This window comes from Spiroplasma endosymbiont of Dilophus febrilis (assembly GCF_964030685.1).
Taxonomy (GTDB): domain Bacteria; phylum Bacillota_I; class Bacilli_A; order Mycoplasmatales; family Nriv7; genus Nriv7.
The window spans coordinates 315,952-333,351 of sequence record NZ_OZ034912.1 but is presented as its reverse complement, the minus strand read 5'-3'; the positions used below and the strand labels follow the sequence as shown (position 1 = coordinate 333,351).

Genomic DNA, 17,400 nt, shown 5'->3' with positions numbered 1-17,400 from the left:
TATGATTGGAACTTTCTTGGCCGATGCACCAGCAAAAATTACTGGTGAACAAGCGGTTACTAACTTATGAAAAGCATTAATTACAGCGTTCGGTAATATTTGAACTGATATTATTGGTGGCAATATGCCAAATGTCGTTAATTTTTTTGCTACATATTGAGTTTTCTTGCTTGGCGTGATTATTGGTTTATTTTTAATCGCTTTCAAAATGTTTGAAAAATTAATGCCCGGCAGATAGTAATAAAAATAAAGAAAGTGTGATTTAAGTGATGCTATTGTTTAAAAAAATAAATTTAAGACTATATGATTTTGTGGCTTTAAATCGCACTTTATTTATTATTGCGTGATTCTATGGTGCGATTTTGCATTATTATAATCCCCAAAGTTGACGAATGTTATTTGATATTATTTATTTATTAATTGCTTTGTATATTTTATATACTAAAATTTCTCATTTCTTTGCTCGTCGAAGTTTTATTAATTTCTTATTAAATTCACCTTTAAATTTAGTAATTGGTGCTTTAGGAACTGGAAAAACCGCTTTAATGGTTTTAGCTTCTTACTTATTAAGTGGTTGAAAAACGATTTCTACTTTTCCGATTACAGATAAACAAATGCTTTCATTAGGGCATATGTCACTTTTGGATTATAATTATCCAATTTTAGATGAAAAACATTTACTGTTATGAGATGAAACTAACTTATTTTTAGAAGGAACTGATTATAAAGAAAATGATAGAGTAACCCAAGGTTTACAAGAATATTTTGCTTCGGCTCGACAATTTACCCATATCGTATTAGCAAGCGGACAACGAGCTGAACATATATGAGTTAAAGTTCGCGATATTGCGAATTCAATAATTGTTGGTATTAGAAAAAAACCAGTTAGTATTTTCCGACCCTATTTACAAGTTATTTACGGCACTTTTAAATCGGTAAGCGAATACGAACAATGACGATTAACTCTGATTAATGCTAAAAATGATAAAAAAGGTCGCAAAATCAAGTACCGTAGCATTCCGGAATTAGACATTTATTTCTTTAAATTGAAAATTCCGATGTCAATTTTAAACCTTTATGATAATAAATATTTATCATTCTTGCGTGAATTAAGTAATCGTGCTTTGAATGATAATTATCAACATAAATTTTGAAATGATAATGTGATGGATATTGAAGCATTAGAATATTTAAAAATGGAAAAATTTAGCAAGATACTTACTAAGTTAAAAAATAATCTGAAGAAGAAAAACAAGTAAAGGAGTTTAAAAAATGGAAAACTTAGAAAAAATGGCTAGTTTAATTGGCGATATGTTTTATAAAGTTTTTGATTTAATTTGAACTTTAACCATTCCTGGAACAGATATTCGCATTATTATTTTTCCGCTAATTATGCTTGTGATAAATCTTGTAATTGGTGGCATTTTAGGTATTCATATCGAACGACCAAAAGTTGGTTATCGTAAAAAATATCAAAAATCAGTTGCTAATTGAGGAGCTAAGAAAAAATCATCTAGTGGTCCGATTAAGAAATTTAGTGGTAATAGTCCTAAAAACAGACCGTGATTTAATCAACATGGGCGGCGAATAAAAAGGTAGGTATTTAAAATGTTTAAATTAATAATATTATTTATTCTTGTTGCTGTTTTTTCTATTTTTGCTTTAAATGACTTTTTAGGTTTGTGAGCCTATGTGCGTGAGGGTTTAGAATATTTTAATAAAGTTTTATCAAATAATATTAAAATTTTAGATTTGTTTAAACCAATGATAAGGTTATTTTCCCAACATCCGATTTTCCAAATTTTAGGGACGATTTGTATTTTATCAACAATATATTTAATTTTAAGAAGTTAAACATAGAAGAAAGGACAAATAAATATGTATAAATTTATGTCGTGGTTAATTATCGCTTTTATTGGTTTAGTTCCTCTAGGTGCCTTCTTTGATGCAAAACAACCACCAAAACCTAATATAGAACAATCCTTTATGAAACGAGAAAAACGAGCTACAAACCTCAGTCAATGTGGTAATAGTTGTAAATTGGAATTTGCTAGTATTCAAAATAGTTATGTTTTTAAATGGCCATCTCTTGGTTATGTTTGAAACACCGATGATAAATTAGATGATTTGCCTCAAGATGTTTCTGCTCTTACAATTCCTGAAGGCGGTAGTATGTCTGGTTATGTTTTTAATTTTTATAAAAAAAATACGACTAAAATTGTTAATGTTAATAGTGAATATGATAAATATTATATTGATAAAATTGTTAATGTAAAAATTACAATTTTAAAAGCTTCAACTTTCGACAGATATGATAGGCGAGCTGGTTATATAATTACCTCATTTTCTGCCGAAATGCCATCTTTACCTGGAAAAGATAACGAGCAATCATTACCAACCGAAATAACTAAAAATGATGGCGAATATCAGTATAATCAGTTTCAAGATAAGTTAGACTATTTGATGATACAACGCCGAGATTTTGATAAATTTAATTATAGCTATTTATATTGAGTCCCAATTTTTAATTTCTTTGATGAGAATTTTAAATATATGAATGAAATATCAATTAAGTTAAATGGTTTTAAACAAAATAGTAAATTTAGTTTAAGTCGTAAAAATTCATATCCACCCGGTTTTATTGAAAAAGTTATTTTTAGAGAACTTTCCTTTTCTAGTTTTGGTGATGTTATTACTATAAAAACTGAGCATGGTAGCATTGTGGGTAATAATGAGTTTTTAGAAAATGGTAAATCAATTTTAAAATTTGGGTCAGTAACAAGTTTTGGAATAGATTTTATTAACACCTTTTTTGGACAAGTTAATTATTATGGTAACACCTTCCATTTTTTACGCTATGATGACAAATTAAAATCAGATTTTAAAGATTTTATGCTTCATTATCAAAAAGATTTAACTATTGATTTTATTAATGGCTTATTTGATAAAATTTATAAAGTTTTAGGTGGTTTTTTCGTACAATTCTTTTATGCAAGTTTTGATATGGATACTTCTACTTATGTAGAATTAGATTACAAAGGAACGCAACAAATTCCTAAAAATGTTTTACAAATGGGTTTTTTCTACCGCTCCTTAATTACTTTTTATCCCAAACAATATTTGATTAACTTTGGTTCAACAATCGAAAATAGTAAGAATATGATTTTTCGCTCCTATTTCTTTGTTAAAGATAAACAAACTGCCAATGGTTTTAATACTGGTAAAAGCTCTTATCAAATAGATTTTAATGTTTTAAAAGCATATGATAACCAATTATGGAATGCCACTAGTAATAAATTGCATTTTTACAATGCCAAAGTTAATGTGATGTATGGAATTAATATTTTTACACTGACATTTCCACTATATAAAAAGAAAAATGAAAGTACTGAATATCATTATTCTTTATACGATTTTAACATTTTGAATTCAACAGCTTTTATTGGTGGCGGAATAAGTGGCAATATGGATGATTTAATTCCTACACCTACCTGTTCTTATTGGGGTTTATTTAGTGCCATATCTTGTGGTATTCAACACGCTTCTGTTAGTGTGTTGAATTGATTACTAGGTCTTTCTGGGATTAATCTTTTAATTCGCCCCATTGCCGATATTGCTAAAACAACGATTAACTTTACCAAAACTGCCTTTCCAGTGTTTGAAGTCATTCCAGCATTTCAGATGTTATTTGAATTTGTAGTGCCTTTAGCAATTTTATTAATGATATTAAAAAAATTCTCTTAAATATTTCCAATATTTTTATATAAAATTATAATTCCTTTGAAAGGAGGATTTTTCTTTATGCGAAAATTTTTATCAGTTTTAAATTTAGTCTGTGTAATGTTTATTTTTGGATGTAGTAAAAATAGTAATATTTTAAATAAATATGATTTAAAGTTTGCTAGTATTCAAAATAGTTATGTTTTTAAATGGCCATCTCTTGGTTATATTTGAAACACCGATGATAAATTAGATGATTTGCCTCAAGATGTTTCTGCTCTTACAATTCCTGAAGGTGGTAGTATGTCTGGTTATGTTTTTAATTTTTATAAAAAAAATACGACTAAAATTGTTAATGTTAATAGTGAATATGATAAATATTATATTGATAAAATTGTTAATGTAAAAATTACAATTTTAAAAGCTTCAACTTTCGACAGATATGATAGGCGAGCTGGTTATATAATTACCTCATTTTCTGCCGAAATGCCTAATAAAAATTAGCAATTTAATAAATATTCTTGAAAATCGTATTTTTTAATACGATTTTCTTACTTTAAGGAGTTTAAAAAATGAAATATATTATTTCCCAGGCTGATTTAGCAGATTTAAAAGCAAAAGTCCAAAGTTGATTAAGTGCTAATTGCCGCAATCCTTATTACTATAAAACTAAAAAACGCATTACTGCCTATTTAAATTTATGTACTTATTTCTATATTGAAGAAACTACTTTAACAAAACTTATTAAAAAATATTTTAAGAATGCAACGAAAACTTTTTATCGTTGAGCAGAAAAAATTATGACCGCTTATTATTCTGACAATTTAGATTTATTATTGTTTAAAACTACAAAACCACAAAATCTTAATTATCAATATAGTTTAAATTCTCGTGAAAAAGTATGTGATTTATATTTTGATTACAAAAATCTTCAAGCTGGCGGAATGTGGTCTTTATTTAACAATTTAAAAATCGGTTTTCATGATATTAAAAATTCAGAAGTTCCGAAAAATATCAAAACTTTTTATCGCTGAATTAAATCCGACCCTCGCTGAAAAGAATTAAAACAACAAATCAAACAAATAAAACGCCATTTTAAGCGTTATGAGGTCTCAGAGATTGGTCTTTTACAAATGGATGCTAAAATTATTACCACATCAAATTTTCCGGTTGATAAAAAATATTATATTTATGATTTCATTGACGAAATGACACGCATAGTATTTGGTTATGTTTATGATAGTTTAGGAACTAACAATGCTATTAATGCTGTACAAAGAGCAATGAAAGATTTCGGAGAACTTGGTATAACTATTAAACGCCTTCGTACTGATAATGCTCCAGAATTTACTACTACTAATTGAAGTAATAAAAAATCATACAAAGTAAAAGAAAGGTCTTTTACAACCTTTCTTTCGAAGAACGGAATCGTTCACGAAACCACGCCGATTCGCTCACCACAATCAAATGGTAAAATTGAACGATTTCACCAACACTACACCAAATTATTTTATTCTAAGAATAAAAAGTTAAATCAAAATGAACTCCAACATTATTTAAATAAATATTATTACTTTTATAATTTTGAACGCCGTCACTCATCATTACAAAATAAATCACCTTTTCAAACATTACAAGGTTTTTAAAACCTATAATTTTTTTATTTTGTTTGTAAAAAATTAAACTTGTTTGTTCTTGTTACTTTTCTGATTAAAATAACTGTTCCTAACAATGATTTTTTCATTTATTTTTTAATTAAGCAAATTCATTAGCTAAATAACAAGATGCAGAAATTAAACCAGAAATATATGATACTATATTTCCGATAACAGGAACAATAGAACTACTTGACGAAATAAGACCCGTCGAAGAAGCACATAAAGATAATGTCGTTCAAGAAGACAACCTTTCAACTTCAATTTTTAAATTAGATAAATCATTTTCTAGTGTTATAATCCTATTATATAATTCTTTTATATAAAAATGATTTTGAATTATAACAATGTTTTGAAGTAATGAATGAAATTGAGTTCTAATTTGAAAATTTTTGTCATCTTTTCAAGTTCTTTTTTGTTCTGTAAAAAAATGCGGGACGTCTTGTATTTTTTGTCTTTCAAATTCTTCGTTTCATTTATGATAATTATTTCCTCAGTTTTTTAACAAATCAGGAGTTCAATTTAAATGACGTTGATTAATAAAATTAACGACCACGGCACTTTCTGTTTTATAATTGCTTGAACTAGAAGCAACTATTTTAGCTGAGGTACTTGTTTTTTCAGTAACATATAAGTTATTAATATTCAAAGATTGGTTTAGTTTTTTAACTTCATTTAATATTGTAATGTTATCATCAGAATTAATAATTTTTAAATCTGTATTCAAAATATATTCATTAATATTTTTAGCACATGTATTTGGTGCTGCAGAGAACCCAACTCCTCCACCAACACCGGCACCTGTAAAAAAACCAACCGCGCCACCAACTAGTGCTCCAATTGCGGTACCCAAACCAGGGACAACACTACCTATTGCAGCTCCCGCAGCTGCTCCGGTGCCTGCGCCAATCGCGCCACCGCCGCCGACACCCGCCCCGACAGTTACTCCCATCGCACAACTATTATCATGTGTTTTATGTCTTTTACTTCTACTTAAAACTTTTGAATTACTTGTTTGTAAATTATTATTTTCTTTAATTTTTGCTGGTTTATTTCCAACAATGCCTGATATTCCGCTTCCTGCTATTGTTATTGTTCCTAAAATTCCTAGAAATTTTTTCATATTAATCAAATTCCTTTCATTAATTTTTACTAATTAATAAAATTTACAACACCTTTTCCTTTCTCCAAAAATTAATCTAAAGTCTCTTTGCCTTGGAATCTAATTATAAACCATTTTAAAAATTTTTTTGCATTATTTTAAATTTATCATCCCTTTTTTAAAAAACTTCTTGTGCTTGTCATAAGTCTGTGGTATATTACAAGATTGCTAATTTTTTGTAGAAACCATATACATATGACAAGATTTTGTTTTCTACAAACTTTTAGGGGGTGTTTTCTTTTGGCAGTAATATTTTGTATTGAATGCGACAACGAAAGTTATGTTGTTGGTAATAAAAATACAGTTGGAATCTGTAATTCTTGCGATGAAAAGGGTTTTTAAATTTTGAAAGGAACGATAGATTATAAAATATGTCGCTGGTGTTTACATCTATTTAGTGATAAACGATATTTGCATGTTGCTTGTGAGAAAAAATTTATTAATCATATTAAAAAAATTTTAAAAAATAAAAGTAAAAGGAATTTAAAAAATAATGTTTAAAGTTAAATTAGTTAGTATAAAAAGAAAAATATTTAAAAATAAAGATGGCTCTATGATGTCAGGTTATTCTGCCGAATTTTTGCGTTATGAAAATGACTTATTTGAGCCTACCGGCGAACAAAAGGCTTTATGAATTGATGATAACAATCTAGAACAACAAGAAATTTATAAACTGTTAAAAGAAAATGTTAAATCATTTTTTAGTTGCGAATTAACTTTTGAAAAAACCCCCAAAATAGTTAACTTGCAAAAAATTGAATTATCAAAAAATCAAAAAAACTTGTCCAGTTAATTGATAATCACTTCGGTCTGCGAAGCGGTGCGGAAGGCGTATGCCCCGCCCGCTAGCGGGTTAGTCGGCGAAGCCGACTATTACTTGATTAAATAACACAACTGAACGAAAACCTAAAATAGGAGCAAAAAATATGAATTTACAAGCTCAAAATCCAACTGATTTTTATATGAAAACCATTTATTACGGTCAATATATTCGTAATGTTGTTATGCCCTTAGAACGCATTAAAGCAAATACTCGTAATGTTAGTGGCTTAAAAAATAAAGGAGAACGAAAAACCAAAATGTTAAATAGTAATGTGCGTGCTAAATGTAGTGCTGTTAGAAAGGCATATCATAATTTTTCAGTTAAAGAACTTACATTTTTAACTTTGACTTATAAGTTAAAGGAAACAGATGTTAAAAAATGTAAAAAAGAATTAAAAAAATTTTTTAGAAATATAAAATATTATTTTAAAAAAAAGAATAAAGAAATTAAATATTTTTATACATATGAATATCAACAAAGAGGTGCTATACATTTTCATATTTTACTTGATAAAAAAATACCAAATAAATTAGTTCTTAAACACTGACCTTATGGGTTAAATAAAAATTTGGTTGTTAAACAAGATACTAACGAAGCAGTTGTTAAATACTGCTCTAAATATATTACTAAAAATGTCTTGAATGAAAAATCATTAAATCAGTATGACTTAAATATCAAGGCTTATCAATTCTCTTACAACTGTCAAAATCCTATTACTAGAAAACAAGTATTTACCGATACTTTGAATAATATTGTTAATCGCACCATAAATTCTGAATTTGTAAAGTACCTAAAATCAGCAGTTAACAAGTTTAAAACTAAAATGTGTGGAGTAATTTATGAATTTAAAAATATTAATTATGTAGATTTTGAGAGTGCAAATTATGCTTCGTTAGAAAGCTTAAGATTTAGAAATCAACTAAGAAAAATGAAATATTAGGAGTTAATAAGTATGTCTCGTAGTTATATCGTTATGCATTCACAAAGAAATTCAAAATTAATTAGAAAAAAATACAGTCGGGTTAAAGTTAATCATGGTTTTAAAAATAATCACTACAAAACTTGGGAGTTTAAAAATGAAAATATGAGTTAATTTAAAAGATAAAAATTATCATCGAGAATTTATACATTCTATTAATAAAAAAACTGGATTAGAACAAAGATTTTGAGCTTGTAGAGATACTATTCACTTAATTAGAACTGATTTAAATGGTAAAAAGTGAGTCTGTGTTCGAACTTGAATAAAGAAAAATAGTTATGATTGAGATATTCGTGCTTATGATTTGTGTACTAAAAAATTAGAAAATTAAGGAGAAAAGAAAAATGAGTATTTTTGAATTAGTTTTTTTTACGATTTTAACATTATTACTAGCATACTATATTGCGGTTAATATTTATCGGTTTTTTAAAGATAAAAAGAAATATGGTAGTGAAGCAAAACAGTTGCCAAAAGATTTTACTTATTCACAACGAATATTTATTGCAAAGTTTAAACGAAATTTATTAGAACAAGATGAAAAAGAAATTAAAAAGTAGGTTTAGAAAATGTTTAAAAAAATAATTATTGAGTTAATTGAATTAATTTATCCAACTGCCGATTTACCACCCCAAGTTGTATTTTTGTTTTCAATTTTAATAATTGTAATGCTCTTCTCAGCAATTATTTTTCTACTCTTTTGACCTTTTAAGCGGTAATTGTTATGTTTTTAGTTGCTTGAAAAGATTTAGATTGAGAAATGACAAAATTGTATTTTTGGGATTTATTTATTCAAATTAAAGTTATTCCGGCGTGAGTTTCTGGCGAGGAAATTGATTTAACTAAAGAACTACTTTGACTTTTAATAGCAAATATCGCCTTTTGAATGGTATTAGTATTCATTATCTTATTTATGGTTATTTTGTTTTATAAGGTTAAATCATATTTTGTTTAGAAAGGGGGTGATTGTATGATTAGAACTTTCTTAACAGAAGCGACTACGCCAGTAGCTGTTACTGGTGAACAAGCGGTTACTAATTTATGAAAAGCATTAATTAAAGCATTTGGTAATATTTGAACTGATATTATTGGTGGTAATATGCCAAATGTTGTTAATTTCTTTGCTACATATTGAGTTTTCTTGCTTGGCGTGATTATTGGTTTATTTTTAATCGCTTTCAAAATGTTTGAAAAATTAATGCCTGGCAGATAGATAGTAATAAAAATAAAGAAAGTGTGATTTAAGTGATGCTATTGTTTAAAAAAATAAATTTAAGATTATATGATTTTGTCGCTTTAAATCGCACTTTATTTATTATTGCGTGAGTTTATGGTGCGATTTTGTATTATTATAATCCTCAGAGTTGACGAATGTTATTTGATATTATTTATTTATTAATTGCTTTGTATGTTTTATATACTAAAATTTCTCATTTCTTTGCTCGTCGTAGTTTTATTAATTTCTTATTAAATTCACCTTTAAATTTAGTAATTGGTGCCTTAGGAACTGGAAAAACTGCTTTAATGGTTTTAGCTTCTTACTTATTGAGTGGTTGAAAAACGATTTCTACTTTTCCGATTACGGATAAACAAATGCTTTCATTAGGGCATATGTCTTTATTAGATTATAATTATCCGATATTAGAAGAAAAGCATTTACTGTTATGAGATGAAACCAACTTATTTTTAGAAGGAACTGACTATAAAGAAAATGATAGAGTAACTCAAGGTTTACAAGAATATTGGTCGCGTTTAGTTTTCTTAGGTATTTTTTAAAAAAGAAAAAATAGTCATTTACTATAAATTATTTCAATATGCAAATTAAGTATATATTTCTTATGTATGATTTTTGTTGTAAAAAATTATTTTAATGTTGTTTTTATAAGCATTTTACTTAGTTTTTATAACCTTTTATTAAGAATATGTTTGTTAATATTAAATATTTTGTTTTATTAATTATTTTTCAAGTAAAAAGGTAATAAATTTTTAGTTGCTTTTCTTTCAAAATTATTCAAATCTTTACCCACCTAACAAAACTTTATGCGCCCCCTTTTCTAGTTTTGGTGATGTTATTACTATAAAAACTAATGGTGTTGACTCTATGGGTGATATTGAGTTTTTAGAGAATGGTAAATCAATTTTAAAATTTGGCTCGCAAACAAGTTTTGGAGAAGATTTTATTAATACCTTTTTTGGACAAATTAATTATTATGGTAATACTTTCCATTTTTTACGCTATGATGACAAATTAAAGACTGATTTTAAAGATTTTATGCTCCATTATCAAAAACATTTAACTGTTGATTTTATTAATGGTTTATTTAATAAAATTTATAAAGTTTTAGGTGAGTTTTTTGTACAATTCTTTTATGCGAGTTTTGATACAGATACCTCTACTTATGTAGAATTAGATTACAGAGGGATGCAACAAATTCCTAAAAATGTTTTACAAATGGGTTTTTTCTATCGTTCCTTAATTACTTTTTATCCCAAACAGTATTTAATTAACTTTGGTTCAACACTACAAAATAGTAAGAATATGATTTTTCGTTCGTATTTTTTTGTGAAAGATAAACAAATTGCCAATGGTTTTAATACTGGTAAAAATTCTTATCAAATAGATTTTAATGTTTTAAAAGCATATGATAACCAATTATGAAATGCTACTAGTAATAAACTGCATTTTTATAATGCTAAAGTCGATGTCATGTATGGGATTAATATTTTTACGCTAACTTTTCCACTATATAAAAAGAATAATGAAAGCACTGAATATCAGTATTCTTTATACGATTTTAACATTTTGAATTCAACAGCTTTTATTGGTGGCGGAATAAGTGGTAATATGGATGACTTAATTCCGACACCTAATTGTTCTTATTGAGGTTTATTTAGTGCCATATCTTGTGGTATTCAGCACGCTTCTGTTAGTGTATTAAATTGATTACTTGGTCTTTCTGGAATTAATCTTTTAATTCGTCCTCTTGCGGATATTGCCAAAACAACGATTAATTTTACGAAAACTGCCTTTCCTATGTTTGAAGTTATTCCGGCGTTTCAGATGTTATTTGAGTTTGTAGTACCATTAGCAATCTTATTAATGATATTAAAAAAGTTTTCTTAAATATCTTTAATTATTATATAATGTAATTTCTTTGAAAGGAGGATTTTTCTTTATGTGAAAAAAGAGTTTATTAGTGTTAAGTTTAGCAAGTGCGATGTTTGCCTCAGCTTGTAAAAGTAATGATATTAAGTTTGTCAAAAGTAGAATTTATGAATTTTCTTTATCTAAAGCAACTATTAACTGACAAGATAGTAGTTCTAAAAGATATCTTGTCGGATTTTCAAATTTTAATAAGGACGAATTAGTAAACTTGCCAGAGAATATGATTTATAGTATTACTTGATATCCATCTTTTAGGTTTACGCAAAAAACTATTAGTGATTTGTTAACTAATGTTTATGATTTAACAAAACCGGGTAAGGTTGACGCAATTAGTATTAAAGGTAAAATTCATAGCTATAATACCGGGACAAGCGAGACCGGCATTGGAGCTGATTGACAATATGATTGATTAGAATTAATGTTTACTTCTTCCCCTTTGCCAGAAAAAGATAACGAGCAACCATTACCTAATCAATTAAAAATTTAATAAATATTATTGAAAATCGTATTACAAAAAATACGATTTTCTTAATTTAAGGAGTTTAAAAATGAAATATATTATTTCCCAAGCTGATTTAGCGGATTTAAAAGCAAAAATCCAAAGTTGACTAAATGCTAATTGTCGTAATCCTTATTACTATAAAACTAAAAAACGCATTACTGCATATTTAAATTTATGTACTTATTTCTATATTGAAGAAACTACTTTAACAAAACTTATTAAAAAATATTTTAAGAATGCAACGAAAACCTTTTATCGTTGGGCAGAAAAAATTATGACCGCTTATTATTCTGACAATTTAGATTTGTTATTGTTTAAAACTACAAAACCACAAAATCTTAATTATCAATATAGTTTAAATTCTCGTGAAAAAGTATGTGAGTTATATTTTGATTACAAAAATCTTCAAGCCGGCGGAATGTGGTCTTTATTTAACAATTTAAAAAACGGTTTTCACGATATTAAAAATTCAGAAGTTCCGAAAAATATCAAAACTTTTTATCGCTGAATTAAATCTGACCCTCGTTGAAAAGAATTAAAACAACAAATCAAACAAACAAAACGCCATTTTAAGCGTTATGAAGTATCCGAGATTGGTCTTTTACAAATGGATGCTAAAATTATTACCACATCAAATTTTCCGGTTGATAAAAAATATTATATTTATGATTTCATTGACGAAATAACACGGATAGTATTTGGCTATGTTTATGATAGTTTAGGAACCAATAACGCCATTAATGCCGTGCAAAGAGCAATGAAAGATTTTCGTGAACTTGGCATAACTATTAAACGCCTTCGTACTGACAATGCTCCGGAATTTACTACTACTAACTGAAGCAATAAAAAATCATACAAAGTAAAAGAAAGGCCTTTTACAACCTTTCTTTCAAATAATGGGATTGTTCATGAAACGACACCAATTCGTTCGCCTCAATCTAATGGGAAGATTGAACGATTCCATCAACATTATACCAGATTATTTTATGATAATGATAAAAAATTAAATCAAGGTCGCGTTTAGTTTTCTTAGGTATTTTTTAAAAAAGAAAAAATAGTCATTTACTATAAATTATTTCAATATGCAAATTAAGTATATATTTCTTATGTATGATTTTTGTTGTAAAAAATTATTTTAATGTTGTTTTTATAAGCATTTTACTTAGTTTTTATAACCTTTTATTAAGAATATGTTTGTTAATATTAAATATTTTGTTTTATTAATTATTTTTCAAGTAAAAAGGTAATAAATTTTTAGTTGCTTTTCTTTCAAAATTATTCAAATCTTTACCCACCTAACAAAACTTTATGCGCCCTCGTTATTTATAAAAATTTTAAATAAAAAAATAAATCCATCCCTTTTTTAAAAACCCTCTTGTGCTTGTCATAAGTCTGTGGTATATTACATTTTACTAAAAAATCTATTTTTCTATAAAATATTTACAAAATAAAAAGAAAGAACATTATGTCCTTTCCCTAATTAAATTTTATATCCACATTAATTTTATTTAATAAATTAAATTAATTGAGCAATTTTTACAGTAATAGTTTTTTCACCTTTAAGTTTTGCTTGACCAGCTTTACTTGCTTTAACTGTTACACTTACAGTAATTTCCGTTGCTAAACTAGTTGTAGCATCTAAGTTATCTGTACCATTTTTTTTCACAGTAATATCTAAATCAGTGGCTTCAACATTATTTCCATTTGTTAAATTTTTAACTAATTTTAAAACTTCTTCTTTAACAGCAGTTTTAATCATATCAGCACTTGTATTAGTACTTTCAGTGGCTTCAACAGTTATTGGAGAATCAATATTTGTTAAGGTGCTTAAATCTGCTTTTACCACTACTGGTGTAATTTTAGCAATTTTTACAGTAATAGTTTTTTCACCTTCAAGTTTTGTTTTACCAGCATCTTTTGCTTTAACTTCTACATTTAAAGTAAGACCATCTTTTAAATCAATTGAATCGCCAGTTAAATTATTATTACCTTTTTTCACAGTAATATCTAAATCAGTGGCTTCAACATTATTTCCATTTGTTAAATTTTTAACTAATTTTAAAACTTCTTCTTTAACAGCAGTTTTAATCATATCAGCACTTGTATTAGTACTTTCAGTGGCTTCAACAGTTATTGGAGAATCAATATCTGTTAAGGTGCTTAAATCTGCTTTGATAACAACTTCTTCTGCTCCTTTTAATTCCGGAAACACAATACTTTGTGATTTATGTATTCCTTTTAATTTTGCAGTTTGAGTTTTAATAACTGTAATATCAAAAGTTCTATCAAGAGCAGTTTTGCTTGTCAAATCATAAGTACCCGTAATTGTTTTTAAATCTTTTTCAATGTTAATACGATAGTCAATTTTTAAATTAGTTTTAGTAACAATTTGATCAATGGCAGTTTTAACAATTGTATTCACAACAGTAGTAATTTCGTCTGTTGTTACAGCAGTTTTGTCTTTAACATTATTAAAAGCTTCAATTTCAGGGGCTATAATCCTTAATTTATTTAAGTCTCCTATTTTTAATTTTGCTTGGTCATCTTTAGTACCAGGATTACAAGCAGCAACAGCAAAAACTGGTGACATTGTAAATGCTAACGCAACTAGTATTTTTAACATATTTTTATTTGATTTTATCATCGACGATTAACCTTCCTTTTATTTTTGTCTTTTAGTTATTTCTAAACTAATAACTACATTATTATAACTTGTTAGTATAAAGAATTATCTAAAATATTAATAATTTTTAAAACATCTTATTAATACTCCTTTCCAATGAATAAATCAATTATATATATATATATATATCAATAAGTAATTACAAATATTGTGTAGAAACCATATACATATGACAAGATTTTGTTTTCTACAAACTTTTAGGGGGTGTTTTCTTTTGGCAGTAATATTTTGTATTGAATGCGACAACGAAAGTTATGTTGTTGGTAATAAAAATACAGTTGGAATCTGTAATTCTTGCGATGAAAAGGGTTTTTAAATTTTGAAAGGAACGGGAACGATAGATTATAAAATATGTCGCTGGTAGTTTACATCTATTTAGTGATAAACGATATTTGCATGTTGCTTGTGAGAAAAAATTTATTAATCATATTAAAAAAATTTTAAAAAATAAAAGTAAAAGGAATTTAAAAAATAATGTTTAAAGTTAAATTAGTTAGTATAAAAAGAAAAATATTTAAAAATAAAGATGGCTCTATGATGTCAGGTTATTCTGCCGAATTTTTGCGTTATGAAAATGACTTATTTGAGCCTACAGGCGAACAAAAGGCTTTATGAATTGATGATAACAATCTAGAACAACAAGAAATTTATAAACTGTTAAAAGAAAATGTTAAATCATTTTTTAGTTGCGAATTAACTTTTGAAAAAACCCCCAAAATAGTTAACTTGCAAAAAATTGAATTATCAAAAAATCAAAAAAACTTGTCCAGTTAATTGATAATCACTTCGGTCTGCGAAGCGGTGCGGAAGGCGTATGCCCCGCCCGCTAGCGGGTTAGTCGGCGAAGCCGACTATTACTTGATTAAATAACACAACTGGCGAAAATCTAAAACGGGAGCATAAAAATATGAATTTACAACCTCAAAATCCGACTGATTTTTATATGAAAACCATTTATTATGGTCAATATATTCGCAATATTGTTATGCCTTTAGAACGCATCAAAGCAAATACTCGTAATGCTAGCGGTTTAAAAAATAATGGTAATTGTGGTACAAAACTGCTTAATAGCAATATTCGTGCAAAATCTAATGTTATTCGAAAAGCATATCATAATTTTTGAGACTGTAAAAAACTTACATTCTTAACTCTTACTTATGCTGATGTTAATGAATTTGATATTAGAAAATGTAAGCGTGATTTAAATAAATTTTTTAAAAAATTAAAATACTGATTTAAAGTTAAAAATAAAAATATTAAGTACTTGTATACCTATGAATATCAGAAACGAGGCGTTATTCATTTTCATATTTTAATTACCGAAAAAATACCACATAAAATTATTTTACAATTTTGACCTTATGGAATTAACAAAAATATTAGAGTTCGTGAAAACACTAATGAAATGGTTGTAAAATATTGCTCCAAATATATAACTAAAAATGTCCTGAATGAAAAGTCATTAAACCAGTATGACTTAAATATCAAGGCTTATCAATTCTCATATAACTGTCAAAATCCCATTACTAGAAAACAAGTATTTACCGATACTTTGAATAATATTGTTAATAGAACTGTAAATTCTGAATTTGTAAAATACTTAAAATCAACAGTTAATAAATTTAAAACCAAAATGTGCGGAGCAATCTATGAATTTAAAAATATTGATTATATTGACTTTGAAAGTGCAAATTATGCTTCATTAGAAAGTTTAAGATTTAGAAATCAACTAAGAAAAATGAAACATTAGGAGTTTAAAAATGAAAAAAATTGCAATTTAAAATAAGAATTAAAAATTAAAAAATTAAGGAGAAAAGAAAGATGAGTATATTTGGGCTAGTGTTCTTTACGATTTTAACATTATTACTAGCATACTATATTGCGGTTAATATTTATCGTTTTTTTAAAGATAAAAAGAAATATGATAGCGAAGCAAAACAGTTGCCAAAAGATTTTACTTATGCACAACGAATATTTATTGCAAAGTTTAAGCGAAATTTATTAGAACAAGATGAAAAAGAAATTAAAAAGTAGGTTTAGAAAATGTTTAAAAAAATAATTATTGAGTTAATTGAATTAATTTATCCAACTACCGATTTACCACCCCAAGTTGTATTTTTGTTTTCAATTTTAATAATTGTGATGCTGTTCTCGGCCATTATTTTTCTACTCTTTTGACCTTTTAAGCGGTAATTATTATGTTTTTAGTTGCTTGAAAAGATTTAGATTGAGAAATGACAAAATTGTATTTTTGAGATTTATTTATTCAAATTAAAGTTATTCCGGCGTGAGTTTCTGGCAAGGAAATTGATTTAACCCAAGAACTACTTTGACTTTTAATAGCGAACATTGCCTTTTGAATGGTATTAGTATTCATTATCTTATTTATGGTTATTTTATTTTATAAGGTTAAATCATATTTTGTTTAGAAAGGGGGTGATTATATGATTGGAACTTTCTTAGCAGAAGCGACCACGCCTGTGGCTGTCACTGGTGAACAAGCGGTTACTAACTTATGAAAAGCGTTAATTGGAGCGTTTGGTCACATTTGAACCGATATTATTGGTGGTAATATGCCTAATGTTGTTAATTTTTTTGCTACATATTGAGTTTTCTTGCTTGGAGTAATTATTGGTTTATTTTTAATTGCTTTCAAAATGTTTGAAAAATTAATGCCCGGCAGATAGTAATAAAAATAAGGAGAGTGTGATTT

Annotated in this window: 26 protein-coding genes; 24 read left to right on the top strand and 2 right to left on the bottom strand. The window is 26.9% G+C overall.

Annotated features, from left to right (window positions below):
- Position 1: 1 nt before the first annotated feature.
- From AAHF53_RS01660 to AAHF53_RS01630, 7 genes are all read left to right on the top strand, one after another.
- Positions 2 to 238: a hypothetical protein gene (locus tag AAHF53_RS01660; RefSeq protein ID WP_338967750.1), complete on the top strand. Its 237-nt coding sequence runs from the start codon at positions 2 to 4 to the stop codon at positions 236 to 238.
- Between the two features lie 31 nt (positions 239 to 269).
- Complete coding sequence (locus AAHF53_RS01655) at positions 270 to 1,259, top strand: hypothetical protein (RefSeq protein ID WP_215826150.1); 990 nt, start codon at positions 270 to 272, stop codon at positions 1,257 to 1,259.
- A gap of 13 nt (positions 1,260 to 1,272) precedes the next feature.
- Positions 1,273 to 1,599, top strand: coding sequence for a hypothetical protein (locus AAHF53_RS01650; RefSeq protein WP_342190014.1), 327 nt, complete (start codon positions 1,273 to 1,275; stop codon positions 1,597 to 1,599).
- A 9-nt stretch (positions 1,600 to 1,608) separates the two neighbouring features.
- On the top strand, positions 1,609 to 1,854 hold the full coding sequence (locus tag AAHF53_RS01645) for a hypothetical protein (RefSeq protein ID WP_338967003.1): 246 nt from the start codon (positions 1,609 to 1,611) through the stop codon (positions 1,852 to 1,854).
- Between the two features lie 24 nt (positions 1,855 to 1,878).
- Entirely contained in the window at positions 1,879 to 3,744 is a 1,866-nt protein-coding gene (locus AAHF53_RS01640) for a hypothetical protein (protein ID WP_342190013.1), read from the top strand.
- A gap of 57 nt (positions 3,745 to 3,801) precedes the next feature.
- On the top strand, positions 3,802 to 4,224 hold the full coding sequence (locus tag AAHF53_RS01635; RefSeq protein WP_342189521.1) for a hypothetical protein: 423 nt from the start codon (positions 3,802 to 3,804) through the stop codon (positions 4,222 to 4,224).
- Between the two features lie 68 nt (positions 4,225 to 4,292).
- Positions 4,293 to 5,366, top strand: a complete 1,074-nt coding sequence (locus tag AAHF53_RS01630; protein WP_342190012.1) for a DDE-type integrase/transposase/recombinase — start codon at positions 4,293 to 4,295, stop codon at positions 5,364 to 5,366.
- 109 nt (positions 5,367 to 5,475) lie between these two features.
- Here AAHF53_RS01630 and AAHF53_RS01625 read toward each other — a convergent pair whose 3' ends face one another.
- Positions 5,476 to 6,498, bottom strand: a complete 1,023-nt coding sequence (locus AAHF53_RS01625) for a hypothetical protein (protein ID WP_342190011.1) — start codon at positions 6,496 to 6,498, stop codon at positions 5,476 to 5,478.
- 384 nt (positions 6,499 to 6,882) lie between these two features.
- Here AAHF53_RS01625 and AAHF53_RS01620 point away from each other — a divergent pair, with 384 nt between their 5' ends.
- From AAHF53_RS01620 to AAHF53_RS01565, 12 genes are all read left to right on the top strand, one after another.
- Entirely contained in the window at positions 6,883 to 7,038 is a 156-nt protein-coding gene (locus tag AAHF53_RS01620) for a hypothetical protein (RefSeq protein WP_338966990.1), read from the top strand.
- The gene (locus tag AAHF53_RS01615) at positions 7,031 to 7,330 is read left to right on the top strand and encodes a hypothetical protein (RefSeq protein WP_338966992.1); all 300 of its coding nucleotides are present in this window, start codon (positions 7,031 to 7,033) and stop codon (positions 7,328 to 7,330) included. The genes AAHF53_RS01620 and AAHF53_RS01615 overlap by 8 nt, the downstream gene beginning before the upstream one ends.
- A 133-nt stretch (positions 7,331 to 7,463) precedes the next feature.
- The gene (locus tag AAHF53_RS01610) at positions 7,464 to 8,300 is read left to right on the top strand and encodes a rolling circle replication-associated protein (RefSeq protein WP_342190010.1); all 837 of its coding nucleotides are present in this window, start codon (positions 7,464 to 7,466) and stop codon (positions 8,298 to 8,300) included.
- Between the two features lie 12 nt (positions 8,301 to 8,312).
- On the top strand, positions 8,313 to 8,453 hold the full coding sequence (locus AAHF53_RS01605) for a hypothetical protein (RefSeq protein ID WP_342189473.1): 141 nt from the start codon (positions 8,313 to 8,315) through the stop codon (positions 8,451 to 8,453).
- Positions 8,437 to 8,670, top strand: a complete 234-nt coding sequence (locus tag AAHF53_RS01600) for a hypothetical protein (protein ID WP_342190009.1) — start codon at positions 8,437 to 8,439, stop codon at positions 8,668 to 8,670. Before AAHF53_RS01605 ends, AAHF53_RS01600 begins: the two co-directional genes overlap by 17 nt.
- Positions 8,671 to 8,683: 13 nt before the next feature.
- Positions 8,684 to 8,896: a hypothetical protein gene (locus tag AAHF53_RS01595; protein ID WP_342190008.1), complete on the top strand. Its 213-nt coding sequence runs from the start codon at positions 8,684 to 8,686 to the stop codon at positions 8,894 to 8,896.
- A gap of 164 nt (positions 8,897 to 9,060) precedes the next feature.
- On the top strand, positions 9,061 to 9,291 hold the full coding sequence (locus AAHF53_RS01590) for a hypothetical protein (protein ID WP_342189471.1): 231 nt from the start codon (positions 9,061 to 9,063) through the stop codon (positions 9,289 to 9,291).
- A gap of 15 nt (positions 9,292 to 9,306) precedes the next feature.
- A complete protein-coding gene (locus AAHF53_RS01585) occupies positions 9,307 to 9,549 on the top strand; it encodes a hypothetical protein (protein WP_342189470.1) in 243 nt (80 codons plus the stop codon).
- 35 nt (positions 9,550 to 9,584) lie between these two features.
- Complete coding sequence (locus AAHF53_RS01580; protein WP_342190007.1) at positions 9,585 to 10,112, top strand: hypothetical protein; 528 nt, start codon at positions 9,585 to 9,587, stop codon at positions 10,110 to 10,112.
- A 214-nt stretch (positions 10,113 to 10,326) separates the two neighbouring features.
- Positions 10,327 to 11,460: a hypothetical protein gene (locus AAHF53_RS01575; RefSeq protein WP_342190006.1), complete on the top strand. Its 1,134-nt coding sequence runs from the start codon at positions 10,327 to 10,329 to the stop codon at positions 11,458 to 11,460.
- Positions 11,461 to 11,512: 52 nt separating this feature from the next.
- On the top strand, positions 11,513 to 11,989 hold the full coding sequence (locus AAHF53_RS01570) for a hypothetical protein (RefSeq protein WP_342190005.1): 477 nt from the start codon (positions 11,513 to 11,515) through the stop codon (positions 11,987 to 11,989).
- Between the two features lie 61 nt (positions 11,990 to 12,050).
- Entirely contained in the window at positions 12,051 to 13,028 is a 978-nt protein-coding gene (locus AAHF53_RS01565; RefSeq protein ID WP_342190004.1) for a DDE-type integrase/transposase/recombinase, read from the top strand.
- Between the two features lie 492 nt (positions 13,029 to 13,520).
- Here AAHF53_RS01565 and AAHF53_RS01560 read toward each other — a convergent pair whose 3' ends face one another.
- Positions 13,521 to 14,627 carry a hypothetical protein gene (locus AAHF53_RS01560; protein ID WP_342190003.1) on the bottom strand — a complete coding sequence of 369 codons (1,107 nt, stop codon included), beginning with the start codon at positions 14,625 to 14,627 and terminating at the stop codon, positions 13,521 to 13,523.
- 534 nt (positions 14,628 to 15,161) lie between these two features.
- Here AAHF53_RS01560 and AAHF53_RS01555 point away from each other — a divergent pair.
- The 5 genes from AAHF53_RS01555 (at position 15,162) to AAHF53_RS01535 (ending at position 17,374) form a co-directional block, all read left to right on the top strand.
- Positions 15,162 to 15,461 (top strand): hypothetical protein, encoded by a 300-nt coding sequence (locus AAHF53_RS01555; RefSeq protein ID WP_338966992.1) that lies wholly within the window; start codon positions 15,162 to 15,164, stop codon positions 15,459 to 15,461.
- Between the two features lie 133 nt (positions 15,462 to 15,594).
- The gene (locus tag AAHF53_RS01550) at positions 15,595 to 16,437 is read left to right on the top strand and encodes a rolling circle replication-associated protein (RefSeq protein ID WP_342190002.1); all 843 of its coding nucleotides are present in this window, start codon (positions 15,595 to 15,597) and stop codon (positions 16,435 to 16,437) included.
- A 71-nt stretch (positions 16,438 to 16,508) separates the two neighbouring features.
- On the top strand, positions 16,509 to 16,721 hold the full coding sequence (locus AAHF53_RS01545) for a hypothetical protein (RefSeq protein WP_342190001.1): 213 nt from the start codon (positions 16,509 to 16,511) through the stop codon (positions 16,719 to 16,721).
- A gap of 164 nt (positions 16,722 to 16,885) precedes the next feature.
- Complete coding sequence (locus AAHF53_RS01540; RefSeq protein ID WP_342189461.1) at positions 16,886 to 17,116, top strand: hypothetical protein; 231 nt, start codon at positions 16,886 to 16,888, stop codon at positions 17,114 to 17,116.
- Positions 17,117 to 17,131: 15 nt separating this feature from the next.
- Entirely contained in the window at positions 17,132 to 17,374 is a 243-nt protein-coding gene (locus tag AAHF53_RS01535; protein WP_342189460.1) for a hypothetical protein, read from the top strand.
- Positions 17,375 to 17,400: the final 26 nt, after the last annotated feature.